Genomic DNA, 23,359 nt, shown 5'->3' with positions numbered 1-23,359 from the left:
AGCTTTTTAGTCTAAGATAATTATATAAATAGATATAAATGCCAGAAAATGAAGAAATACTATAACTAATGATCGTCATTTAGATTAATTTATATTTATAAAGTCAACTTACTTATAAATATTTCAGGTAGTATTTAGTTATGTAAAAATCACACATTTTATTTAATTCTAAAAATCTAATAAAAGTGATATTAAAAACTATAAATACATGCATTGAAAATATTGAAATGAAAAAACAACTTAGTATACGATTCATTACACCATTACAACAGATAAGCGTAAGATAAGTCTTAATTGAAATTTACACTAAATGGCAATCTAAAACCTTACGTTTTGTGTGTTTTTTGTTAAACAACATCGAGTTTTTTGTTTAAGAAAAACAAAGAGGATAGGCTGGTTTTGAGTATTCTAATTATCTGTTTTTCCAGATAATCGTTTGCTTATATTTCCCTTTAAATAGAAATAATATAAATATAAAACAATGTATCCCCGCGCATTCCTGATCTCAAAAATATGATAAGCTTATTAGCAGTAATTGTTTGCATTTTCGAATATTGAGGCCGATTAGATGAAAAGAATGAATGAAGACAAAATCCTTGCAATGGCCGAGAATATTTGCCAATCAAGAGGCGTCAGGTTAACACCACAAAGAGAAACAGTATTACGCCTGATAGCACAGCAGCATGGTGCAATCAGCGCTTATGATTTACTTGACTTGCTACGGGAAATTGAACCTCAAGCTAAACCGCCTACGGTTTATCGTGGCCTTGAGTTTTTAATGGAGCAAGGTTTTATCCATAAAATTGAATCAACGAACAGTTATGTCGTCTGTCACCATTTTGATAACCCGAGCCATATCTCTGTTATGTTAATTTGTGACCAGTGTGGAAGCGTAACGGAAAGTGATTGCACAACAATAGAAGCTGCAATCATTAATTTAGCAGATGAACACCAATTCCGCTTAAGACATACAGTGGTGGAAAACCACGGCTTATGTAAAAATTGTGACGAAATGAATAGCTGCCAAGATCACGAACATTGTCATCATAACCATGAACAACCTATCGCCCAGAAGAAAAAATAAGTAGCTGCGTTGATAAATTGCTTGATGAAATGCAAAAATAGAGAAGATAAAGAAATAAAATAAAATAAACAAAACAGGCAGACCTCAGAATGAAACTATGAAATCTGCCTGCAATCGTCCTTCCCGCCTGTAACCTACCATTACGGCTAGCGACTAAAGGAACTTAATACCAATCACTATTACGGATAACCCCAACAGCCAAACCTTCAATAGTGAAATTTTGCTGACGTAAGTCAACAATAATAGGTTCGAATTCTGGGTTTTCTGCTATTAATTCAACACGGTTACCCTGTTGCTTAAAACGTTTAACAGTAACTTCATCTTCGATACGAGCAACAACCACTTGCCCGTTATGGACATTCTGCGTTTTATGCACAGCTAATAAATCACCATCCATAATGCCAATATCTTTCATGGACATCCCATTCACACGCAACAAAAAATCTGCGTGTGGTTTAAATAGCTCAGGGTCAACTTGATAGTGACTTTCAATATGTTCCTGCGCTAATAATGGTTCGCCAGCGGCAACACGTCCAATCAGAGGTAACCCCTGGTCTTCTGTTTCTTCTTCAAGAAGCAGACGAATACCTCGGGATGCGCCTGAAACGATTTCAATAACCCCTTTGCGCGCTAAGGCCTTTAAATGTTCTTCTGCCGCATTAGGCGAACGAAAACCAAGGCTTGCTGCTATCTCAGCACGTGTAGGAGGCATACCCGTCTGCGAAATGTGATCGCGCACCAGATCGTAAACCTGCTGTTGTCGAGCCGTCAGTGCTTTCATTCCGTTCCCCTGTTTGTTTATACAGTCAAACTGTGAGTATATACAGGTAAATGAAGATTTGGAACAGTTAAATCGCTCAATTTAAGCATTTGTTATCGATTTACTTTCTTTTTACCCTATTAAGCACCCGAACGCCTTAACCAGAAAAATAACGCTGCCATAATACCAGTGCCCAAATAAATAGCGCTAAGCCGATACTCACAAATACCGCAGCGGAACCAATATCTTTAGCTCTTCCTGACAGTTCATGATACTCACTACCAATACGGTCAACTACGGCTTCTATCGCACTATTCAATAATTCGACTATTGCCACGAGGACAACTGAACTCACTAACAAAATTCTATCTATATAGCTGATATCTAAATAAAATGCGATAAAGATTGCGATAATCGCAGCAACAGATTCCTGCCTAAATGCGGCTTCATTAACCCAAGCTGCCTTCAAACCTTTAAGGGAATATCCCGCCGCTTTGATCACTCGCGTGAACCCCTTAACTTGACTCGCCATATTTATTCCTTAAAAAATGCAAACAATAATCGATTTTTACGGTCAAAGTGAATTGTCAGTAACAGATCTAACCATGTATTTCTGGTATGATTGCGCAGCATTGTTAACAAGAGGCTATAATCATTTATGTCACTATGGCGTAAAATATATTACAACACGTTGAATTTACCACTTAAATTATTGGTAAAAAGTAAACTAATTCCTTCGGATCCCGTCACTGAGTTGCAGCTTGATGTCAACAGGCCAACCCTATACGTATTACCTTATCATTCGAAGTCTGACCTCCTCACGCTACGGCATCAATGCTTAGCTATTGGTCTGCCAGACCCTCTGGTCGACAATGATATCAATGGAACGAAGCTTCCGGCGTACGTTTTTATCGATGATGGCCCACGTGTTTTTCGCTATTATTCACCGAATCCACGTAAGGATTCAGTAAAAACTTTCCATGCTTATTTAGATTTGCATAAAAACAATCCAAATCTAGATATTCAAATGCTACCTGCATCCGTGATGTTTGGCCGCTCACCGGGTCGTGAAGGCCATACTCCAGCACCACCATTGAAACTGTTAAATGGGATTCAAAAATTCTTTGCAGTTTTATGGTTAGGGCGTGACAGCTTCGTGCGTTTATCACCCATTGTCTCAATTGGGAAAATGGCACAAGACCACGGCACAGACTCCATTATTGCCAACAAACTCGCCCGTGTCGCGCGTATTCACTATTCGCGCCAACGTCTAGCAGCAGTTGGGCCAAAACTCCCTGCACGTTATGAGCTGTTTAATAAGCTATTAACGTCTAAAGCGATTGAAAAAGCCGTTGAAGACGAAGCGCGTAGTAAAAAAATTCCACTCAAAAAAGCCCAGCAAAATGCCGTTGGGATGATGGAAGAAATTGCAGCCAATTTCTCTTATGAAGCCGTACGTTTAACGGATAGGGTTCTTAGTTGGACTTGGAACCGTCTTTATCAAGGCATCAATGTTCAGCACGCTGAACGGGTCCGCCAGCTTGCACAAGACGGCCATGAAATCGTTTATGTCCCCTCTCACCGCAGCCATATGGACTACTTACTGCTCTCATATGTGCTATACCATCAAGGGCTAGTTCCACCTCATATTGCCGCGGGGATCAACCTCAATTTCTGGCCAGCAGGGCCGATTTTCCGCCGTTTAGGGGCCTTTTTTATTCGCCGTACGTTCAAAGGAAATAAACTGTATTCGACTGTTTTTCGCGAATATTTAAGTGAGTTGTTTGCTCGGGGTTACTCCATCGAATACTTTGTGGAAGGTGGGCGCTCACGTACCGGTCGTTTATTACAGCCTAAGACGGGTACCCTCTCAATGACGTTACAAGCGATGTTGCGCGGTGACTCACGCCCTATCACCATCGTTCCTATCTACATTGGGTATGAGCATGTGATGGAAGTGGGAACTTATGCCAAAGAACTTCGCGGCGCAGAAAAAGAGAAAGAAGGCTTTTTCTCTATGGTTCGCGGCTTACGTAAATTGCGTAACCTAGGCCAAGGGTATGTTAACTTCGGTCAACCCATTTCATTACCTCATTACCTTAACCAGCGCGTGCCTGATTGGCGCGACTCTATCGACCCTATCGAACCACAAAGACCAACGTGGCTAAACCCAACGGTCAGTTCGTTAGCCGATAACATTATGGTCAATATTAATAATGCAGCCGCAGCCAATGCGATTAACCTGTGTGCGACTGCGTTACTGGCTTCTCGTCAACGCTCACTCACTCGTGAGCAACTGATTGAACAAGTCGAATGTTACCTGCAATTATTGCGCAATGTGCCATACACCGCAGATGCGACGACCCCAAATAAAACAGCAGAGCAATTGTTAGAACATGCTTTGCAAATGGATAAATTCGAAGTCGAAAAAGACAGCATGGGGGATATTATTATCCTTCCTCGCGAAAATGCCGTCTTAATGACCTATTACCGTAACAATATCCATCATTTATTGGTATTACCATCACTAATTGCTAGCATTGTATTGCACTATGAACGCATTAGTCGCCAAGACATTCACTATCAAGTAGGCCAAATTTATCCGTTCTTAAAAGCAGAACTGTTTATGCGTTATAACAGTGATGAGCTACACGAGGCGGTAGATACGCTAATTGATGAGCTAAATAACCAAAAGCTGATTTGCTTAAAAGAAGACGACATAGTGGTGTTAAATCCTCGCCGTATTCGTCCATTACAGCTCTTAGCTGCTGGCGTACGTGAAACTCTGCAACGTTATGCAATCACATTATCATTACTCAATGCGAGCCCTGAAATCAGCCGTAATACGCTAGAAAAACAAAGCCGTATCCTTGCACAACGCCTTTCTGTTTTGCACGGTATCAACGCTCCTGAATTCTTTGATAAAGCGGTATTCTCCACATTGGTCGATACCCTAAGAGAAGAAGGCTACATTGATAATAATGAAAATGATATCTTTGTCACCAATGCGCAAAAACTGTATGCCGTTCTGGCTCGATTGATGTCACCTGAGATTCGCTTAACTATTGAAAGTGTTAGTCAAGATGATGAGTTTTCTGAAAAAAAACCAACTGAAAGCACGCAATCTCCGGAACAAGTGAAAAGCTAATCGCCTTTTCTCAAGCCAATAAAACAAAAAAGGTCATGTTAGAAATAACATGACCTTTTTCACTTTGGCTCAATAACTGTAATTTAAAAATAACTGATAAAAATACCAATAAACAATATTAAGCCGACAAAGTTATTGTTCATAAAAGCTTTAAAGCAAGGCGCACGTTCACGGTTAACCATCAATTGCTGCTGATAGATAAATAAACCCGCAACTAACACTAATGAAATATAATAAAGGGTTCCTAAACCCGCCAGTGAGCCAATCACCAATAATAAGCCAACCATCAGTAATTGCAGCAAACCAATAATCAGTTTGTCATATTGCCCGAATAGAATAGCGGTTGATTTCACACCAATTTTTAAATCATCATCGCGGTCTACCATTGCATACTGAGTATCGTAGATCACCGACCAAATAATATTAACTAAAAACAGTAACCAACAAACAACTGGCAAAGTTTCACCAACAGCAGAGAAAGACATTGGAATTGACCAACCAAAAGCCGCACCTAATACCACTTGGGGTAAGTTACTGACTCTCTTAACAAAGGGATAAACCCATGCCAAAGCCAACCCTGCAACCGACAACCAAATGGTCATGGAATTGAGTGTCAAAACTAGCAGAAAAGAGAGGCCAACAAGGCTTGCAAACAATATTTTTGCTTCTTTTTCTGTTACGTCCCCACTCGGGAGTGGGCGGTGTTTAGTCCGCTCTACGTGGCCATCAAAATGGCGGTCAGCAAAATCATTAATGACACAACCAGCAGCACGCATAAAGAATACGCCAGCAGTAAACACAATCAAAAGATGTAAACTTGGCGTACCTTGAGCCGCAATCCATAATGCCCAATACGTCGGCCACAATAGCAACAATGAGCCAATGGGTCTATCAATACGCATTAAACGGCTGTATGCATGCCATTTACTTAGCGTCATACTTCCCTCCACTTTATCGTGCTCCTTTTCGAATTCCATCATACTTCAAATTAGGTATATTTTAATACCACCAAACTCGGCAACTTACTGATTTATATTTGTTGGCATAGTGTCATTGCAGAGACCTGAAAACTCAAAGTACTTAGGATAGTTAGCGATATGCAGGTGATTCAGGTAAAAATATTTCTGTTAACAGCAACGGTTTATTCGATAGTCTTAACCGAGAACTACGTACCCACCGATTTGCGCAAGAACCAATATGGATATAATCTCGAGTTAAACTCTCGCGGCTAAATAAATAACGCCCTAATGGCATTCTCCCAATATCCACCAGTTGCTGGTCATCATCAGTCAGTGTTTCTTCAGGGATTATTGTTCGGCCCAGTAACCAAGGGATGCCATCTCCATACATGACAACTTCTCTGACCCAATAACGTGGGCTTTCAGGTAGAGACTGCACTTCATCCGCGCTCAGCTTATCTTGCGATACATAGCGCTCTAAATAAGGTATCACGGTAACTTGCTGGCTATGCTGCTCAAAACGTTTTGTCATGGAGCCAAGCTCTAGTAGCCAATCTAATATATTGGCAGGCACTATTTTATCGTTTTTATCGTTCTCCGCCAGCCAGTGAATCGGCTGAGAAGTAAAAAGCGTTTCATCCATTACTTAAAATTCCACCATGAATAACATGGTTATGATTTACTGTATTTCTTACGCAATAGGATATCACGTTGTTTTACGACAAGGTTAAAGTTAGCTAACAATTTATATAAAAAGTCACATTTTCAACACAAAATGTAAAAATATAGTGAAAATTTTTTTAATTACTAGCAAGTTATCGATAATAATAAAATTCATTAATATCGTAACAAAATGAATTTGTTTAATTAAAAATAGCCTGATGGACAGTATGTCAGTTAAACAATGTAAGGTAGGAACTTCCTACCTTACATTTAACTATTTAAATAATACGTTATTAATTTATCGCCAAGCTTTGTAGCTGTTAATCAAACCATTGGTCGAGCTATCATGGGTACTCACGGTATCACTATTTTCTAATTCAGGCAGGATACGGCTTGCGAGTTGTTTACCTAACTCCACGCCCCATTGGTCGAAAGTAAAGATATTTAAAATCGCCCCTTGAGTGAATATTTTGTGCTCATACATCGCAATCAATGCACCTAACGAATATGGCGTGATTGATTTCAATAAGATAGAGTTAGTTGGGCGGTTGCCTTCAAACACCTTATAAGGCGCAACATATTCCATATCCGCGACATTTTTACCTTGCGCAGCAAACTCGGCATCAACCACTTCACGAGTTTTACCAAACGCCAGTGCTTCGGTTTGCGCAAAGAAATTAGATAATAATTTTTCGTGATGATCCCCTAACGGGTTATGGGTTACCGCAGGTGCGATAAAATCACATGGGATCATCTTAGTTCCTTGGTGGATCAACTGATAAAACGCATGTTGGCCATTGGTTCCCGGCTCACCCCAAATAATCGGGCCCGTTTGATAAGTAACAGGTTTTCCATCACGGTCAATATATTTACCATTCGACTCCATATTACCTTGTTGGAAGTAAGCGGCAAAACGATGCATGTATTGGTCGTATGGCAGAATCGCTTCAGTTTCCGCTTCAAAAAAATTGTTGTACCAAATGCCAATCAAACCTAACAATACGGGGATGTTCTTTTCTAGCGGAGTTTGGGTGAAATGTTTATCCATCGCATGGGCACCGTTCAATAATTGAACGAAATTATCAAAGCCGACCGATAAAATAATGGATAAACCAATCGCTGACCATAATGAATAACGGCCACCAACCCAATCCCAAAATTCAAACATATTGTTGGTATCAATACCAAACTTCGCGACTTCTTCACCATTCGTTGAAAGTGCCACAAAATGCTTAGCCACTTGACTTTCATCTTTTGCCGCAGCCAAGAACCAATCACGAGCAGAATGCGCATTCGTCATGGTTTCTTGCGTTGTAAAGGTTTTGGACGCAATTAAAAACAGTGTTGTTTCTGGGTTCAGCTTTTTCAGTGTTTCCGCAATTTGCGTACCATCCACATTCGATACAAAATGCATGTTTAGGTGGTTTTTGTATGGACGCAGTGCTTCTGTCACCATAAATGGACCAAGGTCTGAACCACCAATACCGATGTTCACCACATCCGTAATCGCTTTACCGGTGTAACCCTTCCAATCACCGCTGATAATACGCTGACTAAATTGCTGCATTTTTTCCAATACTGCATTCACTTCTGGCATGACATCTTTGCCATCAACATAAATAGGGGTGTTATCGCGGTTACGCAAAGCAGTATGTAGTACCGCACGGTCTTCAGTACGGTTAATTTTTTCACCTTGGAACATACTGTTAATGGCGCTTTCTAGCTCTGTTTCTTTTGCTAAGGCCAATAAATGTTCCAATGTTTCTTGCGTAATTCTATTTTTGGAGAAATCCACTAAGATTTGACCATCGAACGTTGCCGAAAAATGAGTGAAGCGGTCTTTATCCTGTGCAAATAAATCGCGCATATGGACATTTTTCATTTGCGCAAAATGTTGCTCTAGCGCCCGCCATGCAGCCGTCTGGCTTGGATTAATACTTCTCATGGATAACACTCTCCAAATAATTTTAAATAGAAATAGATTGTACCCCGTCACGAAAACGAGACTTATCGGTTTTCTGCGTTATATTGATATTCCCCAATTCTGCCGCACTTTTCCAGACTTAATTACCCATTTTATTAAAATACACACTTTCTAGACTGATACGTATACAAAAGTATATGATCCGGTTATCTGAGAGCAGTCACCCCCCAAACTGATTGAAATATAACGAGTATATACTCTAAATAATTCGAGTTGCATGTAGGCGACAAGCGAAGATAGACCGATGAGCATACAAAAGTATGTGATTCGGTTATCTGAGCGCAGTCAACACCCATGCAGCTCGAAGTATGACGAGTATGCCGGGTATATTGAGAAAACCGATAATAAATTACCTATCATTAGAATTACTGATTTACTTCGATTCTTGATTGACGCAATCCTATTTACCCGATAAATCTATATAAAGATTAGGTTTAACCAAAGGGATTGACACCATGAATATCGCAGCGTCTTCAACAGACAACCATCAGTATGTTATCGCCAAATTTGGCGGCACTAGCGTCGCTAACTTTGAAGCGATGAACAACAGCGCCAATATTGTTCTCTCCAACCCAAATGTGCGAGTTGTGGTACTTTCCGCCTCTGCTGGCATTACCAATTTATTAATCGAACTGGCCGAAGGTTGCGATGCTGATAAACGTAATGAACTGCTGAAAAAAGTGAAGGATATTCAATACGCAATTATTGATAACTTACAAACTGCTGATGTTATTCGTGAGGAAATCAATCGATTACTCGATAATATTGCTCATTTAGCTGATTCGGCTGCTTTAGCCACTTCTGATGCATTAACGGATGAAATGGTGAGCCACGGCGAATTAATGTCAACCTTACTATTTGTTGAAGTACTACGCCAACGTAATGCTAACTCCCAATGGTTTGACGTACGCAAAGTGATGAGAACGAATGACAGCTTTGGTCGTGCTGAACCAGAACTTGCTCAGCTAAAAGCATTGTCAGAACAACAACTCATGCCACGCCTTACTGAGTCGGTTGTCATTACTCAAGGGTTTATTGGTCGTGATGAAAAAGGCCGCACGACCACTCTTGGGCGCGGTGGAAGTGACTACACCGCCGCTTTGTTAGCTGAAGTCCTTAATTTATCACGTGTAGATATTTGGACTGACGTTCCTGGAATTTACACCACTGACCCTCGCGTCGTACCGAGTGCCCAACGCATTGATGAAATTGCTTTCGATGAAGCGGCAGAAATGGCGACCTTTGGCGCAAAAATTTTGCATCCTGCGACACTCCTTCCTGCAGTACGTGCGGGGATCCCAGTTTTTGTCGGTTCAAGTAAAGCCCCCGAAGCCGGCGGCACCATTGTGTGTGATAAAACCACGAATCCACCACAATTTAGGGCATTAGCACTGCGCCGTAAACAAACGCTACTCACCTTGCACAGTCTAAAAATGCTGCACGCACGCGGTTTCTTAGCGGAAATTTTCACCATTTTACTGCGCCACAATATTTCAGTGGATCTAATTACGACTTCAGAGGTCAGTGTCGCCCTAACCTTAGACACAACAGGTTCAACGGGAACTAACGGCAGTTTACTCACCAATGCGCTAATGACAGAACTATCCGCATTATGCCGTGTTGAAGTGGAAGAAGATTTAGCGCTCGTCGCAATCATTGGTAATGAGCTGTCGCAAGTGAATGGCCTCGGGAGACAAATTTTTGGGGCGCTTGAGTCATTCAATATTCGCATGATCAGCTATGGAGCAAGTAGCCACAATATTTGTTTATTGGTACCTGGAAATGATGCTGAAGAGATCGTTCGTACCTTGCACAGTAACTTATTCGAATAGTGTGGAAGTTTGATCAAAATACTAGAAGGCGATCATTTCGATCGCCTTCTATATTATACAATTAATCCTCTCTAGCATTTTTGCTGGGTTGCGCAACACTACCAGTGTATTGCAACATTTTTCCCGTCACGCCTTTATTCTGTTTTAAAAGTGCCAAGTTGCTTTTTGCGGTTTCATTACCGAGTTCTACCGCTCGTTCAAACCACATTACTGAACGAAAAATATTTTTCTCACCGCCCTCGCCTCGTGCATACATCACCGCAAGGTTGTTTTGGGCATCGCTATTTTTCTTAAATGCCGCTTTTTCCAGCAATTGCCGTGCTCTGTGTGTGTTTTTCGCCACACCCGTTCCCGTTAAATAAAAGATAGCTAACTGGTTTTGAGCTTCGATGTTATTTTCTTGCGCAATCAGCAACCAACTCAAAATATCATTCACATCAACATTTTTCAGCTCACCAGACACATACAGTTCCGCTAACTTAATTTGAGCCGCTTTACCATCACTGTTGGCAAGTGATATATACCACTCAATAGCCTTTTTGGGGTCTTTTTTAACGCCACCTAACCCTTTTTCATAGAATTCAGCCACTTTCATTCCTGCATCTTGGGATTTGTTTTGCGCCGCACGTTCATACCAGATAAAGGCTTCAGCGAGGTCTTTACCAACGCCATTACCTTGCTCATAGGCTTTCGCAATCGCCAGTTGGGCCGCAATATTGTTCTGTTGCGCAGCGCGTTTATACCAGTACATCGCTTGGTAGCTATTCTTTTCTATTGCGCTATGACCTTCTTGATAAAAATCACCCATATTCACTTGCGCTGTCGCAGAGCCCATATTGGCAGCTTGACGATATAAATAAATCGCCATTTCGGCGTCCGGCTCTACACCCTCACCATTTTCATACATCACCGCTAAGTTATTCACTGCGGCTGCAATATTATTTCCCGCACTTCTTTCATACCACTCTCGAGCCTTCTGGTAATCAATATCACCACCTAACCCATCATGATAAAACAACCCCATCGCAAACTGTGCGTTAGCATGTTCTTGCTCCGCGGCCTCTGCATACCATGCTTTCGCTTGCTTTAAATTTTGCTCAACCCCAATACCATGTTCATATAAGTAACCCATCGCATATTGGCAATAAGCATCGCCTTTTTCAGCACCTCGGCGATACCATTGTTCCGCTTGTCGGTATTTTTCCTGATTTTGCAATAACATCCCAAGGTAATAATCTCCATCTGTATTATCTCGGTCAGCCACCTTTTTAAACCAACGATAAGCCTCTTGCTCATTGACGGCTAAAAATTCAGTCCCATCCATATAAGCAAGCCCAACATCCACCATTGCCTCTTCATCTCCGGCATTCGCTAGCTTCAATTTTGCTTTGAATTCATCAGGAATAGGCGCGCTTTTAGGCTGCGCATGTAGCGTATTCGGTTTATCTTTCGTAGAAGGTGCTTCAACGATATTGCCAGCTTGCGCAAGGGAAATACCGCTAACATAGAGAACTAACAGAAAAGAACGTAATTTCATCACCATGACCTATTTATTGGCGTTATGTCATTAACATATCACTCCAATAAAAAATTCATAAGGGATGTTGGCTGAAAAAGTAGAATAACAAAGGAATTATTAAGAAAACGGAGGAGACGCCAGCTTCTTGCTGAAACTTTTGTCTCCGAAATAAGCCGCAGTACTTAGTTAACGCGGTAACCACCGTGTTTACTGGCAAATAAATTAAATTTACCCCACTCAATTAACAGAGCTTCCAATGTGCGGTGGCTAATCTCACACAGTTCAGAGATCTGAGAAACGACAAAGTGGTTTTCACTCACCAGTTCTGGTGAAAACACTTCCGCAATCCATTCACACTCTTTCGTGGTCACCAACCAACCGTCATTGGTCGAAAATTTATGCACGGGTACCATACCGTCTTTCGGGCTTTCTTGAGATAACAGCTTATTTTCATCGATTTGGGCTTGATGAAAAGCCGCGATTTCGTCCTCTGAAGGCACGGGTTCTACTGCTAAATTTTCTTCTAAAAATAGGTAAATTTCTTCTGCTCTTGCAGGTGTTAGCTCGCTTCTTAACCAAATCTGATTAAAACAGTGCTCACCCAGTGAATCATCGGTATCAAGCTTATCCATGATCTGTAAAACACTCATCATAGCGCTCACCGCGTCTTCGCTCATCATGAACGTTTCAGGCGCCGCACTGTTTTGGATCTGATAAGGAAAAACTGCCGAGCGTGGCAGTTCTTCTTCAATAATAAATTCATAGCTCATCATTGGCCCCCTCTAATGTATTACCTATAAGATGGTGCCGAATGCATGAAAAATCAATGTATTGATCTTGTTTTAATCTTCCGGGTCATAAGCTAAGTTTGGCGCTAGCCAACGCTCCAACTCCGTCACCGACATCCCTTTACGCTTTGCATAATCCTCAATTTGGTCTTTTTGTAGCTGGGCTACCGCAAAATATTTACTTTCAGGATGGCTAAAATACCAGCCTGATACCGAGGCCCCTGGCCACATCGCATAGGAACTGGTGAGTTGCATACCAATTTGCGTTTCCACGTCCAGTAACTGCCAAATTTTTGCCTTTTCTGTATGCTCAGGGCAAGCCGGATACCCCGGTGCAGGGCGGATCCCTTGGTAATTTTCGCGAATAAGTTCTTCATTACTCAAGTTTTCATCGTCTGCATAACCCCAATATTGCATGCGGACTTGTTGGTGTAAATATTCAGCAAATGCCTCCGCTAGCCTATCCGCCAGCGCTTTAACCATAATTTTATTATAGTCATCATGCTGTTGTTCATATGCATCAGCAAGCGCGTCTTCTTCTAAGCCCCCTGTCACTGCGAAAGCCCCAATATAATCGGCTTTACCACTGTCCTTTGGCGCGACAAAGTCAGATAAACAATAGTTTGGAAACTCAGTTTTTAAAGTTTGTTGGCGTAAATTCAGCCCCATGACTTGCACATGATTTCGCGACTCATCGGTATAAATTTCAATATCATCGCCAACCCGGTTTGCAGGGAATAAGCCAAAAATACCTTTTGGCGTTAATAAGTTTTCTTTATCAAGCTTATCTAACATATTATTGGCGTCTTTCAATAGCTTACGCGCTTCAGAACCGACCACTTCATCCTCTAAGATCCGCGGGTATTTACCTGCCAGAGACCACGTCATAAAAAATGGCGTCCAATCAATATAGTTTCTCAGCGTTGAAATAGATGCGGTGACTTCTTGAATACCAAGAAATTTTGGCACAGGTGGTTGGTAATGTTGCCAATCAATATTAACCGCATTAGCGCGTGCCACATCCAGTGCCACAGGCGGTGTTTTTGGCCTTCTACGGCCATGTTGCTGACGAACCGTTTCATATTCACGGCGAGTGCGCGCAACAAAATCTGCTTTTTGTGTTGCTGACAATAGCGCTGCGACAACCCCCACAGTTCGAGAGGCATTTTGCACGTAAGTCGTTGGCCCACTATAATTAGGCTCAATTTTCACGGCAGTGTGTGCTTTTGATGTTGTCGCCCCACCAATCAGTAATGGCAAGGTAAACCCTTGTCTTTCCATCTCTTTAGCTACGTGCACCATTTCATCAAGAGATGGCGTGATCAAACCGGATAACCCAATAATATCGACGTTCTCTTCACGTGCTGTTTTTAGAATAGTTTCACACGGAACCATCACGCCTAAATCAATGATTTCATAGTTATTACACTGCAGAACAACCCCAACGATATTTTTGCCTATGTCATGAACATCGCCCTTTACCGTCGCGAGTAAGATTTTTCCTGCACTACTACCTGACTGCTTAAGCTCTTGAATATAAGGTTCTAAATAGGCTACGGCCTGTTTCATCACCCGAGCAGATTTCACCACTTGAGGTAAGAACATTTTTCCTTCCCCAAATAGGTCTCCAACCACATTCATACCATTCATCAAGGGGCCTTCAATCACTTCGATTGGGCTGGAAGCACGTTGGCGTGTTTCTTCAGTATCTTCAATGATAAATTCGGTAATACCTTTCACTAATGCGTATTCAAGACGCTTTTCAACTTCCCAACTACGCCATTCCGCTTGTTGAACTTGCTGCTCTCCTGCCCCTGCTCCACGGTATTTTTCCGCCAGTTCAAGCAAACGTTCTGTACTGTCATCACGGCGATTTAAAATCACATCTTCAACAGCATCTTTTAATTCAGTAGGCAGGTCATCATAGATAGCGAGCTGCCCCGCATTAACGATCCCCATATCCATTCCATTACGAATGGCGTAATACAGGAAAACAGCATGAATTGCTTCACGTACAGGGTCGTTTCCTCTAAATGAGAAGGAGACGTTGGAAACCCCGCCAGAAATCATCGCATGAGGTAACTGAGCCTTAATGTCCTTACAGACTTCAATAAAATCAACGACATAGTTATTATGCTCTTCGATTCCTGTGGCTACGGCAAAAATATTTGGGTCAAAAATAATGTCTTCAGGAGGGAAGCCCACCTCTTCGGTAAGGATCTGATAAGCACGGCGACAAATTTCAATTTTCCGCTCACGTGTATCTGCTTGGCCAACTTCATCAAATGCCATGACGACCACCGCAGCACCATATTTGCGCAATAATTTAGCATGCTCAATAAATGCCTCAACCCCCTCTTTCATTGAGATTGAATTGACGATCCCCTTACCTTGTATGCACTTAAGCCCCGCCTCGATCACCTCCCATTTTGAGGAGTCAATCATAATTGGCACGCGAGCAATATCTGGCTCACCAGCAATCAGATTCAAGAAACGCACCATCGCCGCGTGGGAGTCCAACATCCCTTCATCCATATTGATGTCGATGATTTGCGCACCATTTTCAACTTGCTGACGTGCCACATCTAAGGCTTCTTGGTAATTTTCTTCTTTAATCAGCCGCTTAAATTTTGCCGACCCCGTCACATTGGTTCTTTCCCCAACGTTAACAAATAACGATTTTTCGCCAATATTTAACGGTTCTAAACCCGATAAACGGCATTCAACAGGTAGTGACGGTAATTGACGTGGTGTGATACCTTTTACGGCTTCTGCCATTTTTTTGATATGTAATGGCGTCGTTCCACAGCACCCACCAACAATATTTAAGAACCCTGCGGTTGCCCATTCATGAATTTGTTCAGCCATATTTTGCGCATCAAGATCATATTCACCAAACGCATTCGGTAGCCCTGCATTAGGGTGCGCACTGACATAACATTCCGCAATCCTTGATAATTCAGCAATATACTGGCGCAGCTCATCCGGGCCTAATGCACAGTTCAAGCCAAATGATATCGGCTGCGCATGGCGCAATGAGTTATAAAATGCTTCTGTTGTTTGCCCTGATAATGTCCGGCCAGAAGCATCTGTGATCGTACCCGAGATCATAATAGGTAGAGAAACACCCAAAGCTTCCAGTTCAGTTTCTACCGCAAAGATCGCGGCTTTCGCATTCAATGTGTCAAAAATGGTTTCGATCATGATCAGATCTACCCCACCTTTTACTAAAGATCGGGTAGATTCACGGTAGGCTTCAACGAGTTGATCAAAGGTGATATTGCGATAAGCAGGATCATTAACATCAGGAGAAATAGAAGCAGTGCGGTTTGTCGGGCCTAAAACTCCGGCAACATAACGCGGCTGGTCAGGGGTTTTACGTGTCCACTCGTCAGCACATTCACGGGCAAGACGCGCAGCAACTTCGTTAATTTCAGCGGAAAGTGATTCCATTTTATAATCAGCCATCGCAATGGATGTTGAGTTAAAAGTATTGGTTTCAACAATATCCGCGCCCGCTTCAAAGTATTGAGAATGAATATCTCGAATAATATCTGGCTGAGTTAAGACTAATAGATCATTATTTCCCTTTAAATCACTCGGCCAATCCGCAAATCGTTCTCCGCGAAACTGGGCTTCCGACAACTTATGTTGTTGGATCATTGTTCCCATTGCACCATCTAATACCAATATACGTTTTTTTAATTCTTGTTCTAATTGATTAACTTTTGCGGACACTGCACTGCCCTCCTAAAATGGAACACTGAGAAATAAGTCAAATTTTTACCTTTAACATCCTATCACAACTTCTCTCGTGAAAATTCGCTGTTATGATGAGAGTTTTTCAAGGTTGCACAAGAGCACACTTTTCACTGATCCGATGAGTATTTTCAAGTGAAATAGTTCATAATAGAAGCTAAATGACAGTCAGGAGAGACTTAATGGCAACGGCACCAATTACTAAGAAACTTAAAAAAGCAAAAGGGCCGGCGAGTGGCGCAGCTGCAGCAGGACAAGTTCAATCATTAAGTCGTGGATTAACACTATTGGAATATATTTCCGAATCGACAGGGGGAATTGCCCTCACTGACCTTGCGATGCAAGCTGGCTTACCCAACTCAACAACACATCGCCTTTTAATGACTTTAGAACAACATGGTTTTGTTCGCCAAACTGGTGATTTAGGCCTATGGGTTATTGCTTCTCATGCTTTTATCATTGGTAGCAGCTTTTTAGAGAGTCGTAATTTGTTAGCCCTCGTCCACCCAATACTACGCCGCTTAATGGATGAATCGGGGGAAACTGTCAACTTAGCTATCCTAGACCATACAGAGTACGATGCCGTCATTGTTGACCAAGTACAATGCAATGCGCTAATGAGAATGTCAGCACCAATCGGAGGAAAACTGCCATTACACGCCTCGGGGGCAGGCAAAGCATTCATTGCTAACTTACCAGAAGACAAACTGGTTCCACTTTTAAGCCGTAAAGGTTTACATGCTTATACGCCTTATACATTAACTAACCCATCAGCTTTAAAAGAGAATTTACAACAGGCTAAAAAGCAAGGTTTTTCTTATGATGACGAAGAGCATGCATTAGGGTTACGCTGTATTGGGGCTTGTATTTATGATGAACACAAAGAAGCTTTCGCAGCCATTTCTATTTCAGGCCCATTATCACGTATCACTGACGACCGTATTACTGAATTAGGCGCTATGGTTATCAAAGCCGCAAAAGAAATAAGCCATGAATATGGCGCAAACCGCTAGCTAAACAGTGAAAGTGAAATACAAAGCAACCTGTATTTCACTTAACCTTACAAAGCTTTTTACTGCCCTCTAATCACCTTGCTGATTTGTTGAAATAGTAGGCAACTTCAGAGTCTTTTCAAATAACTTAAATTTTTGCATATCACGGTACTTTTCAATGAGTGCCAACGCGATAGCCTCTGTTTCAGCGTCCGCTTGTCCTTCAATATCTCGCGGTCGGAAATGCAATTGGAAAGCACGCAATGTTTTTTTCGTCTGTGGATCTAACTTACCTGATAGCGGGATTGTTGAATATCCATAAAAATTAAGCGCTTTTTGAATTCGTAACACGCTTGCGGGTTCATTGGCATTACGCCCCGCCAGAAATTTAGTGACTGTTTTTGGGTCAGGCCAAGCCCCTATACCATGTTGAGCAAGACGTTGCCATGGAAATGCCTTGCCTGGGTCCTGCTTGCGCAGTGGTGCGATATCACTGTGACCAATAATATTTTCTGGGGGAATACTATAGCGCTGCATAATATCTTGGATGAGAGGTATCAATGCCACAATTTGCGCTTCATTGTAAGGAGCCCACAGTTGCTTTCCTTTAGCATCCTTTTGTCCCCCTGCATTAACGATTTCAATTCCAATAGAAATATCATTCAAACCATTATGCTGTAGCCAATAACTTTCACCTGCATGCCATGCTTTTAATGATTCGGGAACGAGTTGTAATACAACAGGCTGGCCATTTTTAGTTTCAGGTACACTCGGTATGAGGAAATGGGAGCTCACTTTGCCTTGCGTTAGTGTGGCTATGGAACGCGCATCATCGGAAACGGTGTAGTGAATAATGACATATTGAATGCGCTGACTACTATTTTTTGATGGGTAACGGTTATCAAGATAGTAACCTTTGTTCGAGGCCGAACAGCCTAATAATAGTAAAAAAGCAAACAATATCCCTATATATTTGAACATCAAACCATAGCCTTACTCTATTATTCATTAAGCTTTATTTAAGCATTGTGTCGTCTGCAATACTATCAATTTTCATGCACCAACAACATCACAATGCTTATTCTTTTTAGAAAAATAGATAATAGAAAATGAAATAAATGTTTAAATACATCATGTTAAAACCTTTTTAGCTCATATTAGAAACAAAAAAGGTTTTCTTATTAACGAAAAACATCCCCTTCTATTAAATGGTAGGGAACATTGGAAAAAGTAGAGAGAGAAGCGCCAGAAAAAATTATAATTATGATCACTAATAAGCTCCCCCTCCTTAAAATAGAGACATATTGAATTGATTATTCTTATTTCTAGAATTTAATTTTTAATTTTAAGTAGTTACCATAGAAATATTTTTTTCGAGTACTATGCAAAATTAATCGTCTAATTCTCTATAACGTATAAGTTATAACCTATTTTTTATACTAGGCATTTTTAAAGGGAATAAATTATTCATAAAATGTTATAAAAAGAAAATAAAAATTATCTTGCTTAGGTTATCGCTAACTCATTTTTTTCATACTCAACCTGCTTAGCAATGATTTTAGTAATCTCATTAATATCAATATCTAAAAAAATTACAATTTCAATTAGTTTATCTAAACTCAACTTATTAATACCTAACTCATATCGTGATACTTGCTGTTGGCTCAAATGAATAATCGAACCCAGCTCATTTCCTGATAACCCTTTACTCACTCTAGCCTTACGTAAATGATTACCTAGTAATGCATAACCATCTCCTAAATGTAAATAAGAAAAATAATTTAGCTAGTATTATTCATTATAAAATTAATCATAACTATTTAAAATAGTTATGAGCAATCAAAGATAACAAGATTGATAGACAAACATCATTTTTATATACAAAAAAAATGAGGAAAATAATATATGTAAAGTAATCCATTGCTTTATAAAAGTTTTTTTATTTTTATAATTAAATTACATTTCTATATGTTTTTTTTGATCAAATCGATAATTTAATATACTTTTACATTTTAAATGTTACTAGAAATAATTAGTAACCAATAAAAATAATTATCTGTTTTTTATTATTAAATAATTTTCACTCTATATGTTAAATTTTTACATACGCAAAAATTGTGTTTTCCCTTTTTTATATCAAAAAACAGATTAATAATTTATCTTATTATTATAATATTCTCTATAGTCAGGCTAATAATCTGATTTCGGCCTAAAAACAACAATCCCGGCCTTCCCTTTTAAGTAATCGTTCAGTTCGATATCAATAACCTGAAGATTTCTACGTAGTGAAGAGGCATTTCTAAATATTGTTTTATTACCTCTACGTATTACAACACCCACATGACTTACATCTAACCCATTATCCTTTGAATAAACGCCGATGTAATCCCCTGCATTTAATCTCAATACTAAATCATCATCCACATATTTGACTGGAATATAGTTTATCAACCTACCTTTAACAGGCAAGCCCGATATATATCGCTGGTTATAATTTTTCAAATTAAGTTGTTTTTTTACCTGAATAGCGTGTGGGCTTATTTCACTAGTAATATCTACCACTATCGCCTCAGGTTCTTGCGCCCAATCAGAGAAAAAATGCCGCCGATGTTTAAATGTAATATTTTGGTTGATATAACGAATATTGATTAAATTTGAAACAAATTGCTCGTAATTGTTAGAACGCTTAAAAGCCTCGATGTACTCTATGAATGTCATACAGTCCATCTCCTTCAAATTAATCACCAATTCTTCAGGTGATAGCGGACTCATATTCAAAGTTTGTTTATTGTAAGGTGTAGTTAAAAAATATCGGGTCAATACATCAATTTTTTCTGCTTGTGACGCATTCTGTAACTGCATTGCCGTTTGTTCATTAAAAACTTCAGTTAAAATTTTATATGACCCCGAAGCTAAGATAACCTCAGCCCTAACAAAATTTGCCAATAACAATATAAATGCAGCTATAACTAGCCTTAACATCCTGCCGCTCTTCTCATGAATACAACCTAACCTTCGACAATCATCTAATTGAATTTTGATGATAAAATCATCAACTAAGCCACTATAGCATGCTTATTTGTCTATTTCCTACCCTGTCCACACCATAATATAAATTTGATTCAGATCACAGATAGCTTCGAATGTTCATTTTCTATATTGCAACTCCTCCGCTTTCATTGAACAATGTTACCGGTAACATTGATGCTATAGTTCACAAGTAAATAACGATAGGCACAACCCGAATTGACTTGCAGTTTGATTCATCTTTTTACTGCACTATGGAGCAATTATCATGAGCATGACCACCTCTAAAGAGACAAATCCTTCAGTGATCAATAAAGAACTTGATCGCATCACTCAACGTATCATTTCTCGTTCACTGAAAACTCGAGCTGCTTATCTCAAAAAAATAGAGCAGGCTCGTTGTATGACCGTCCATCGAGCATCACTCGCTTGCGGTAACCTTGCCCATGGCTTTGCAGCATGCCAAAGCGAAGAAAAACAAATTCTTAAAAGCATGACTCGCTCTGATATTGCAATCATCAATTCCTACAATGATATGCTTTCTGCTCATCGTCCCTACGACAAGTACCCTGAACAACTCAAAAAAGCATTATTAGAAGCTGGCTCAATTGGCCAAGTCGCTGCGGGTGTCCCAGCAATGTGTGATGGCGTAACCCAAGGGCAAGATGGGATGGAGCTATCGATGCTAAGTCGAGATGTCATTGCCATGTCAACTGCCATTGGCCTATCCCATAATATGTTTGATGGTGCGCTCTATTTAGGTATTTGCGACAAAATTGTTCCAGGCTTAATGCTTGGCGCACTTTCATTTGGTCACCTTCCTGCAATATTTGTCCCAGCAGGTCCAATGGCAACAGGCTTACCAAATAAAGAAAAGGTTCGTATTCGCCAGCTGTATGCTGAAGGCAAAGTTGATCGACTCGCTTTATTAGAAGCCGAAGCCGCCTCTTACCATGGGATCGGCACCTGTACTTTTTACGGTACTGCCAACTCGAATCAAATGATGATGGAGGTCATGGGGTTACATCTACCCGGTGCGTCATTTGTACCACCTGACTCTCCACTACGGGATGCATTAACAGAGGCTGCCGCACGACAAATTACGCGTTTAACTGAACAATCGGGCCAGTACTTACCTATCGGTCAACTGGTTAACGAAAAAGTTATTGTCAACGGTATCGTCGCATTGCTCGCGACGGGAGGCTCAACTAACTTAACCATGCATCTTGTTGCTATAGCAAGAGCCGCAGGGATCATTATCAATTGGGATGATTTTTCCGATATTTCAGCTATTGTTCCACTTATTTGCCGTATCTATCCTAATGGCCAAGCGGATATCAACCAATTCCAAGCCGCAGGTGGCGTAGCTTTGCTTATCCACCAGCTATTACAAAAAGGTTTATTATATAACGATGTCCATACCGTAGCAGGATTCGGGCTGGAACGTTATACCATGGAACCTTGGCTAAATAATGGCCAACTTGAATGGCGAGAAGGCCCTAAATCCTCGTTTAATCCTGATGTTATCGCTGAAATAGAACACCCATTCTCACCTCATGGGGGCACAAAATTACTTTCTGGTAACTTAGGGCGTGCCGTGATGAAAACATCAGCAGTTCCTGAAGAAAATCAAGTTATTGAAGCTCCAGCAGTCGTATTTAACAACCAAAATGAGATTGCATCACACTTTGAAGCAGGTGAGCTTAATAAAGATTGTATTATTGTTGTCCGCTTCCAAGGGCCATCCGCGAATGGCATGCCTGAACTTCATAAACTCATGCCTCCTCTGGGTGTACTTATGGATAAAGGCTACAAAGTCGCGTTAGTTACTGATGGTCGCTTGTCCGGAGCATCCGGTAAAGTACCATCTGCAATTCATGTCACCCCTGAAGCTTATAATGGTGGGTTGTTAGCAAAAGTAAAAAATGGCGATATCATTAGGGTAAATGCATTGACTGGAGAATTACAATTACTAGTTGATGAAGAAGAACTCAATAAACGCCCCCCCTTCGAGGCTGATTTAACTGCTGAGCGTAGTGGTTGTGGAAGGGAGCTTTTCGGTGCATTAAGAAGACATTTATCAGGTGCCGAAGAAGGTGCTTGTAGTATTGATTTTTAATCTATTTTCATTGAATAGGAATAGAAAATGAATAATTGGAAAATGACCGCTGAAAGCGTATTAAAACAAGGCCCTGTCGTCCCTGTTATTGTTATCAAAAAATTAGAACAAGCGGTTCCTCTTGCAAAAGCATTAGTCAAAGGTGGCATTAGAGTGTTAGAAGTCACTTTACGTACGGAGTGTGCTATCGATGCTATTCGCCTCATTGCAAAAGAAGTACCTGAGGCTATTATTGGCGCAGGTACTGTTATTAATGCAAAACAACTCGCTGAAGTTACTGAAGCTGGAGCACAATTCGCAATTAGTCCCGGTTTAACAGATGAATTACTCAATGCAGCAACCAAAGGAGATATTCCTTTAATCCCTGGAATTTCAACTGTTTCTGAACTTATGCTTGGTATGCAATATGGCCTGAAAGAGTTCAAATTTTTCCCAGCGGAAGCCAATGGTGGCGTTAAGGCGCTAAAAGCCATTGCGGGCCCTTTCTCACAAGTCAAATTTTGCCCAACCGGTGGAATATCGCTAAATAATTACCTTAACTATTTAGAGTTAGATAGTGTTCTGTGTATTGGTGGCTCTTGGTTAGTACCTGAAGAGGCCTTGAATTCAGGCAATTATGAAAAAATTACCCAACTTGCCCAAGAAGCTGTACAAGGCGCAAAAAAATAGCGCCCCCGAAAAACGACTCAATGCTTGCTAAGTCGTTTTTAATTGCCTTTAATTAA

At 40.7% G+C, this 23,359-nt stretch carries 17 protein-coding genes; 6 read left to right on the top strand and 11 right to left on the bottom strand.

What is annotated here, in order from left to right; genetic code table 11:
* Nucleotides 1-568 precede the first annotated feature (568 nt).
* Complete coding sequence (gene zur, locus M1F17_RS01965; protein WP_004261310.1) at nucleotides 569-1,084, top strand: zinc uptake transcriptional repressor Zur; 516 nt, start codon at nucleotides 569-571, stop codon at nucleotides 1,082-1,084.
* A gap of 163 nt (nucleotides 1,085-1,247) precedes the next feature.
* Here zur and lexA read toward each other — a convergent pair whose 3' ends face one another.
* On the bottom strand, nucleotides 1,248-1,865 hold the full coding sequence (gene lexA / locus M1F17_RS01960) for a transcriptional repressor LexA (protein ID WP_004261314.1): 618 nt from the start codon (nucleotides 1,863-1,865) through the stop codon (nucleotides 1,248-1,250).
* A gap of 136 nt (nucleotides 1,866-2,001) precedes the next feature.
* Entirely contained in the window at nucleotides 2,002-2,376 is a 375-nt protein-coding gene (locus M1F17_RS01955; RefSeq protein WP_004261317.1) for a diacylglycerol kinase, read from the bottom strand.
* Between the two features lie 126 nt (nucleotides 2,377-2,502).
* Here M1F17_RS01955 and plsB point away from each other — a divergent pair, with 126 nt between their 5' ends.
* Nucleotides 2,503-4,992 (top strand): glycerol-3-phosphate 1-O-acyltransferase PlsB, encoded by a 2,490-nt coding sequence (gene plsB, locus M1F17_RS01950; protein ID WP_004261319.1) that lies wholly within the window; start codon nucleotides 2,503-2,505, stop codon nucleotides 4,990-4,992.
* 83 nt (nucleotides 4,993-5,075) lie between these two features.
* Here plsB and ubiA read toward each other — a convergent pair whose 3' ends face one another.
* The 3 genes from ubiA to pgi all read right to left on the bottom strand — a co-directional run bounded on the left by ubiA (nucleotide 5,076) and on the right by pgi (nucleotide 8,559).
* Nucleotides 5,076-5,930: a 4-hydroxybenzoate octaprenyltransferase gene (gene ubiA, locus M1F17_RS01945; protein WP_036958350.1), complete on the bottom strand. Its 855-nt coding sequence runs from the start codon at nucleotides 5,928-5,930 to the stop codon at nucleotides 5,076-5,078.
* Between the two features lie 151 nt (nucleotides 5,931-6,081).
* Nucleotides 6,082-6,594 carry a chorismate lyase gene (ubiC, locus tag M1F17_RS01940; RefSeq protein WP_094962860.1) on the bottom strand — a complete coding sequence of 171 codons (513 nt, stop codon included), beginning with the start codon at nucleotides 6,592-6,594 and terminating at the stop codon, nucleotides 6,082-6,084.
* A gap of 318 nt (nucleotides 6,595-6,912) precedes the next feature.
* Nucleotides 6,913-8,559, bottom strand: a complete 1,647-nt coding sequence (pgi, locus tag M1F17_RS01935; RefSeq protein WP_094962861.1) for a glucose-6-phosphate isomerase — start codon at nucleotides 8,557-8,559, stop codon at nucleotides 6,913-6,915.
* Nucleotides 8,560-9,053: 494 nt separating this feature from the next.
* Here pgi and lysC point away from each other — a divergent pair, with 494 nt between their 5' ends.
* On the top strand, nucleotides 9,054-10,430 hold the full coding sequence (lysC, locus tag M1F17_RS01930) for a lysine-sensitive aspartokinase 3 (protein ID WP_004261326.1): 1,377 nt from the start codon (nucleotides 9,054-9,056) through the stop codon (nucleotides 10,428-10,430).
* Nucleotides 10,431-10,491: 61 nt separating this feature from the next.
* On the opposite strand, the gene M1F17_RS01925 is transcribed toward lysC, so the two are convergent.
* The 3 genes from M1F17_RS01925 to metH form a co-directional block, all read right to left on the bottom strand.
* Entirely contained in the window at nucleotides 10,492-11,967 is a 1,476-nt protein-coding gene (locus tag M1F17_RS01925; RefSeq protein WP_094962862.1) for an SEL1-like repeat protein, read from the bottom strand.
* 164 nt (nucleotides 11,968-12,131) lie between these two features.
* Nucleotides 12,132-12,722 carry a hypothetical protein gene (locus M1F17_RS01920; RefSeq protein WP_172412296.1) on the bottom strand — a complete coding sequence of 197 codons (591 nt, stop codon included), beginning with the start codon at nucleotides 12,720-12,722 and terminating at the stop codon, nucleotides 12,132-12,134.
* A 69-nt stretch (nucleotides 12,723-12,791) separates the two neighbouring features.
* Nucleotides 12,792-16,475, bottom strand: coding sequence for a methionine synthase (gene metH / locus M1F17_RS01915; protein ID WP_318837199.1), 3,684 nt, complete (start codon nucleotides 16,473-16,475; stop codon nucleotides 12,792-12,794).
* Between the two features lie 203 nt (nucleotides 16,476-16,678).
* Here metH and iclR point away from each other — a divergent pair, with 203 nt between their 5' ends.
* The gene (iclR, locus tag M1F17_RS01910) at nucleotides 16,679-17,509 is read left to right on the top strand and encodes a glyoxylate bypass operon transcriptional repressor IclR (protein ID WP_036958355.1); all 831 of its coding nucleotides are present in this window, start codon (nucleotides 16,679-16,681) and stop codon (nucleotides 17,507-17,509) included.
* Nucleotides 17,510-17,578: 69 nt separating this feature from the next.
* Here iclR and M1F17_RS01905 read toward each other — a convergent pair whose 3' ends face one another.
* The 3 genes from M1F17_RS01905 to M1F17_RS01895 form a co-directional block, all read right to left on the bottom strand.
* The gene (locus M1F17_RS01905; RefSeq protein WP_094962865.1) at nucleotides 17,579-18,469 is read right to left on the bottom strand and encodes an N-acetylmuramoyl-L-alanine amidase; all 891 of its coding nucleotides are present in this window, start codon (nucleotides 18,467-18,469) and stop codon (nucleotides 17,579-17,581) included.
* Nucleotides 18,470-18,994: 525 nt separating this feature from the next.
* The gene (locus tag M1F17_RS01900; protein ID WP_318837198.1) at nucleotides 18,995-19,201 is read right to left on the bottom strand and encodes a helix-turn-helix transcriptional regulator; all 207 of its coding nucleotides are present in this window, start codon (nucleotides 19,199-19,201) and stop codon (nucleotides 18,995-18,997) included.
* Between the two features lie 477 nt (nucleotides 19,202-19,678).
* A complete protein-coding gene (locus M1F17_RS01895; protein ID WP_318837197.1) occupies nucleotides 19,679-20,440 on the bottom strand; it encodes an N-acetylmuramoyl-L-alanine amidase-like domain-containing protein in 762 nt (253 codons plus the stop codon).
* Nucleotides 20,441-20,789: 349 nt separating this feature from the next.
* Between M1F17_RS01895 and edd the strand changes: the two genes are divergently transcribed.
* Both edd and M1F17_RS01885 read left to right on the top strand, forming a co-directional pair.
* Complete coding sequence (edd, locus tag M1F17_RS01890; protein ID WP_413242988.1) at nucleotides 20,790-22,634, top strand: phosphogluconate dehydratase; 1,845 nt, start codon at nucleotides 20,790-20,792, stop codon at nucleotides 22,632-22,634.
* Nucleotides 22,635-22,661: 27 nt separating this feature from the next.
* Entirely contained in the window at nucleotides 22,662-23,303 is a 642-nt protein-coding gene (locus M1F17_RS01885; RefSeq protein WP_094962867.1) for a bifunctional 4-hydroxy-2-oxoglutarate aldolase/2-dehydro-3-deoxy-phosphogluconate aldolase, read from the top strand.
* Nucleotides 23,304-23,359 lie beyond the last annotated feature (56 nt).

The organism is Providencia sp. PROV073, from assembly GCF_033688125.1.
Classification (GTDB): Bacteria; Pseudomonadota; Gammaproteobacteria; order Enterobacterales; family Enterobacteriaceae; genus Providencia; species Providencia hangzhouensis.
The sequence above is the reverse complement of the archived record's forward strand: the minus strand, read 5'-3'. Positions and strand labels throughout refer to the sequence as shown.

Coding starts and splice junctions, on each gene's coding strand:
- edd (WP_413242988.1), top strand. CDS start 20,790: ATGACCACCTCTAAAGAGACAAATCCTTCAGTGATCAATAAAGAACTT.
- ubiA (WP_036958350.1), bottom strand. CDS start 5,930: ATGACGCTAAGTAAATGGCATGCATACAGCCGTTTAATGCGTATTGAT.
- M1F17_RS01905 (WP_094962865.1), bottom strand. CDS start 18,469: ATGTTCAAATATATAGGGATATTGTTTGCTTTTTTACTATTATTAGGC.
- ubiC (WP_094962860.1), bottom strand. CDS start 6,594: ATGGATGAAACGCTTTTTACTTCTCAGCCGATTCACTGGCTGGCGGAG.
- iclR (WP_036958355.1), top strand. CDS start 16,679: ATGGCAACGGCACCAATTACTAAGAAACTTAAAAAAGCAAAAGGGCCG.
- pgi (WP_094962861.1), bottom strand. CDS start 8,559: ATGAGAAGTATTAATCCAAGCCAGACGGCTGCATGGCGGGCGCTAGAG.
- plsB (WP_004261319.1), top strand. CDS start 2,503: ATGTCACTATGGCGTAAAATATATTACAACACGTTGAATTTACCACTT.
- lysC (WP_004261326.1), top strand. CDS start 9,054: ATGAATATCGCAGCGTCTTCAACAGACAACCATCAGTATGTTATCGCC.
- M1F17_RS01925 (WP_094962862.1), bottom strand. CDS start 11,967: ATGAAATTACGTTCTTTTCTGTTAGTTCTCTATGTTAGCGGTATTTCC.
- M1F17_RS01955 (WP_004261317.1), bottom strand. CDS start 2,376: ATGGCGAGTCAAGTTAAGGGGTTCACGCGAGTGATCAAAGCGGCGGGA.
- zur (WP_004261310.1), top strand. CDS start 569: ATGAAAAGAATGAATGAAGACAAAATCCTTGCAATGGCCGAGAATATT.
- lexA (WP_004261314.1), bottom strand. CDS start 1,865: ATGAAAGCACTGACGGCTCGACAACAGCAGGTTTACGATCTGGTGCGC.
- M1F17_RS01920 (WP_172412296.1), bottom strand. CDS start 12,722: ATGATGAGCTATGAATTTATTATTGAAGAAGAACTGCCACGCTCGGCA.
- M1F17_RS01885 (WP_094962867.1), top strand. CDS start 22,662: ATGAATAATTGGAAAATGACCGCTGAAAGCGTATTAAAACAAGGCCCT.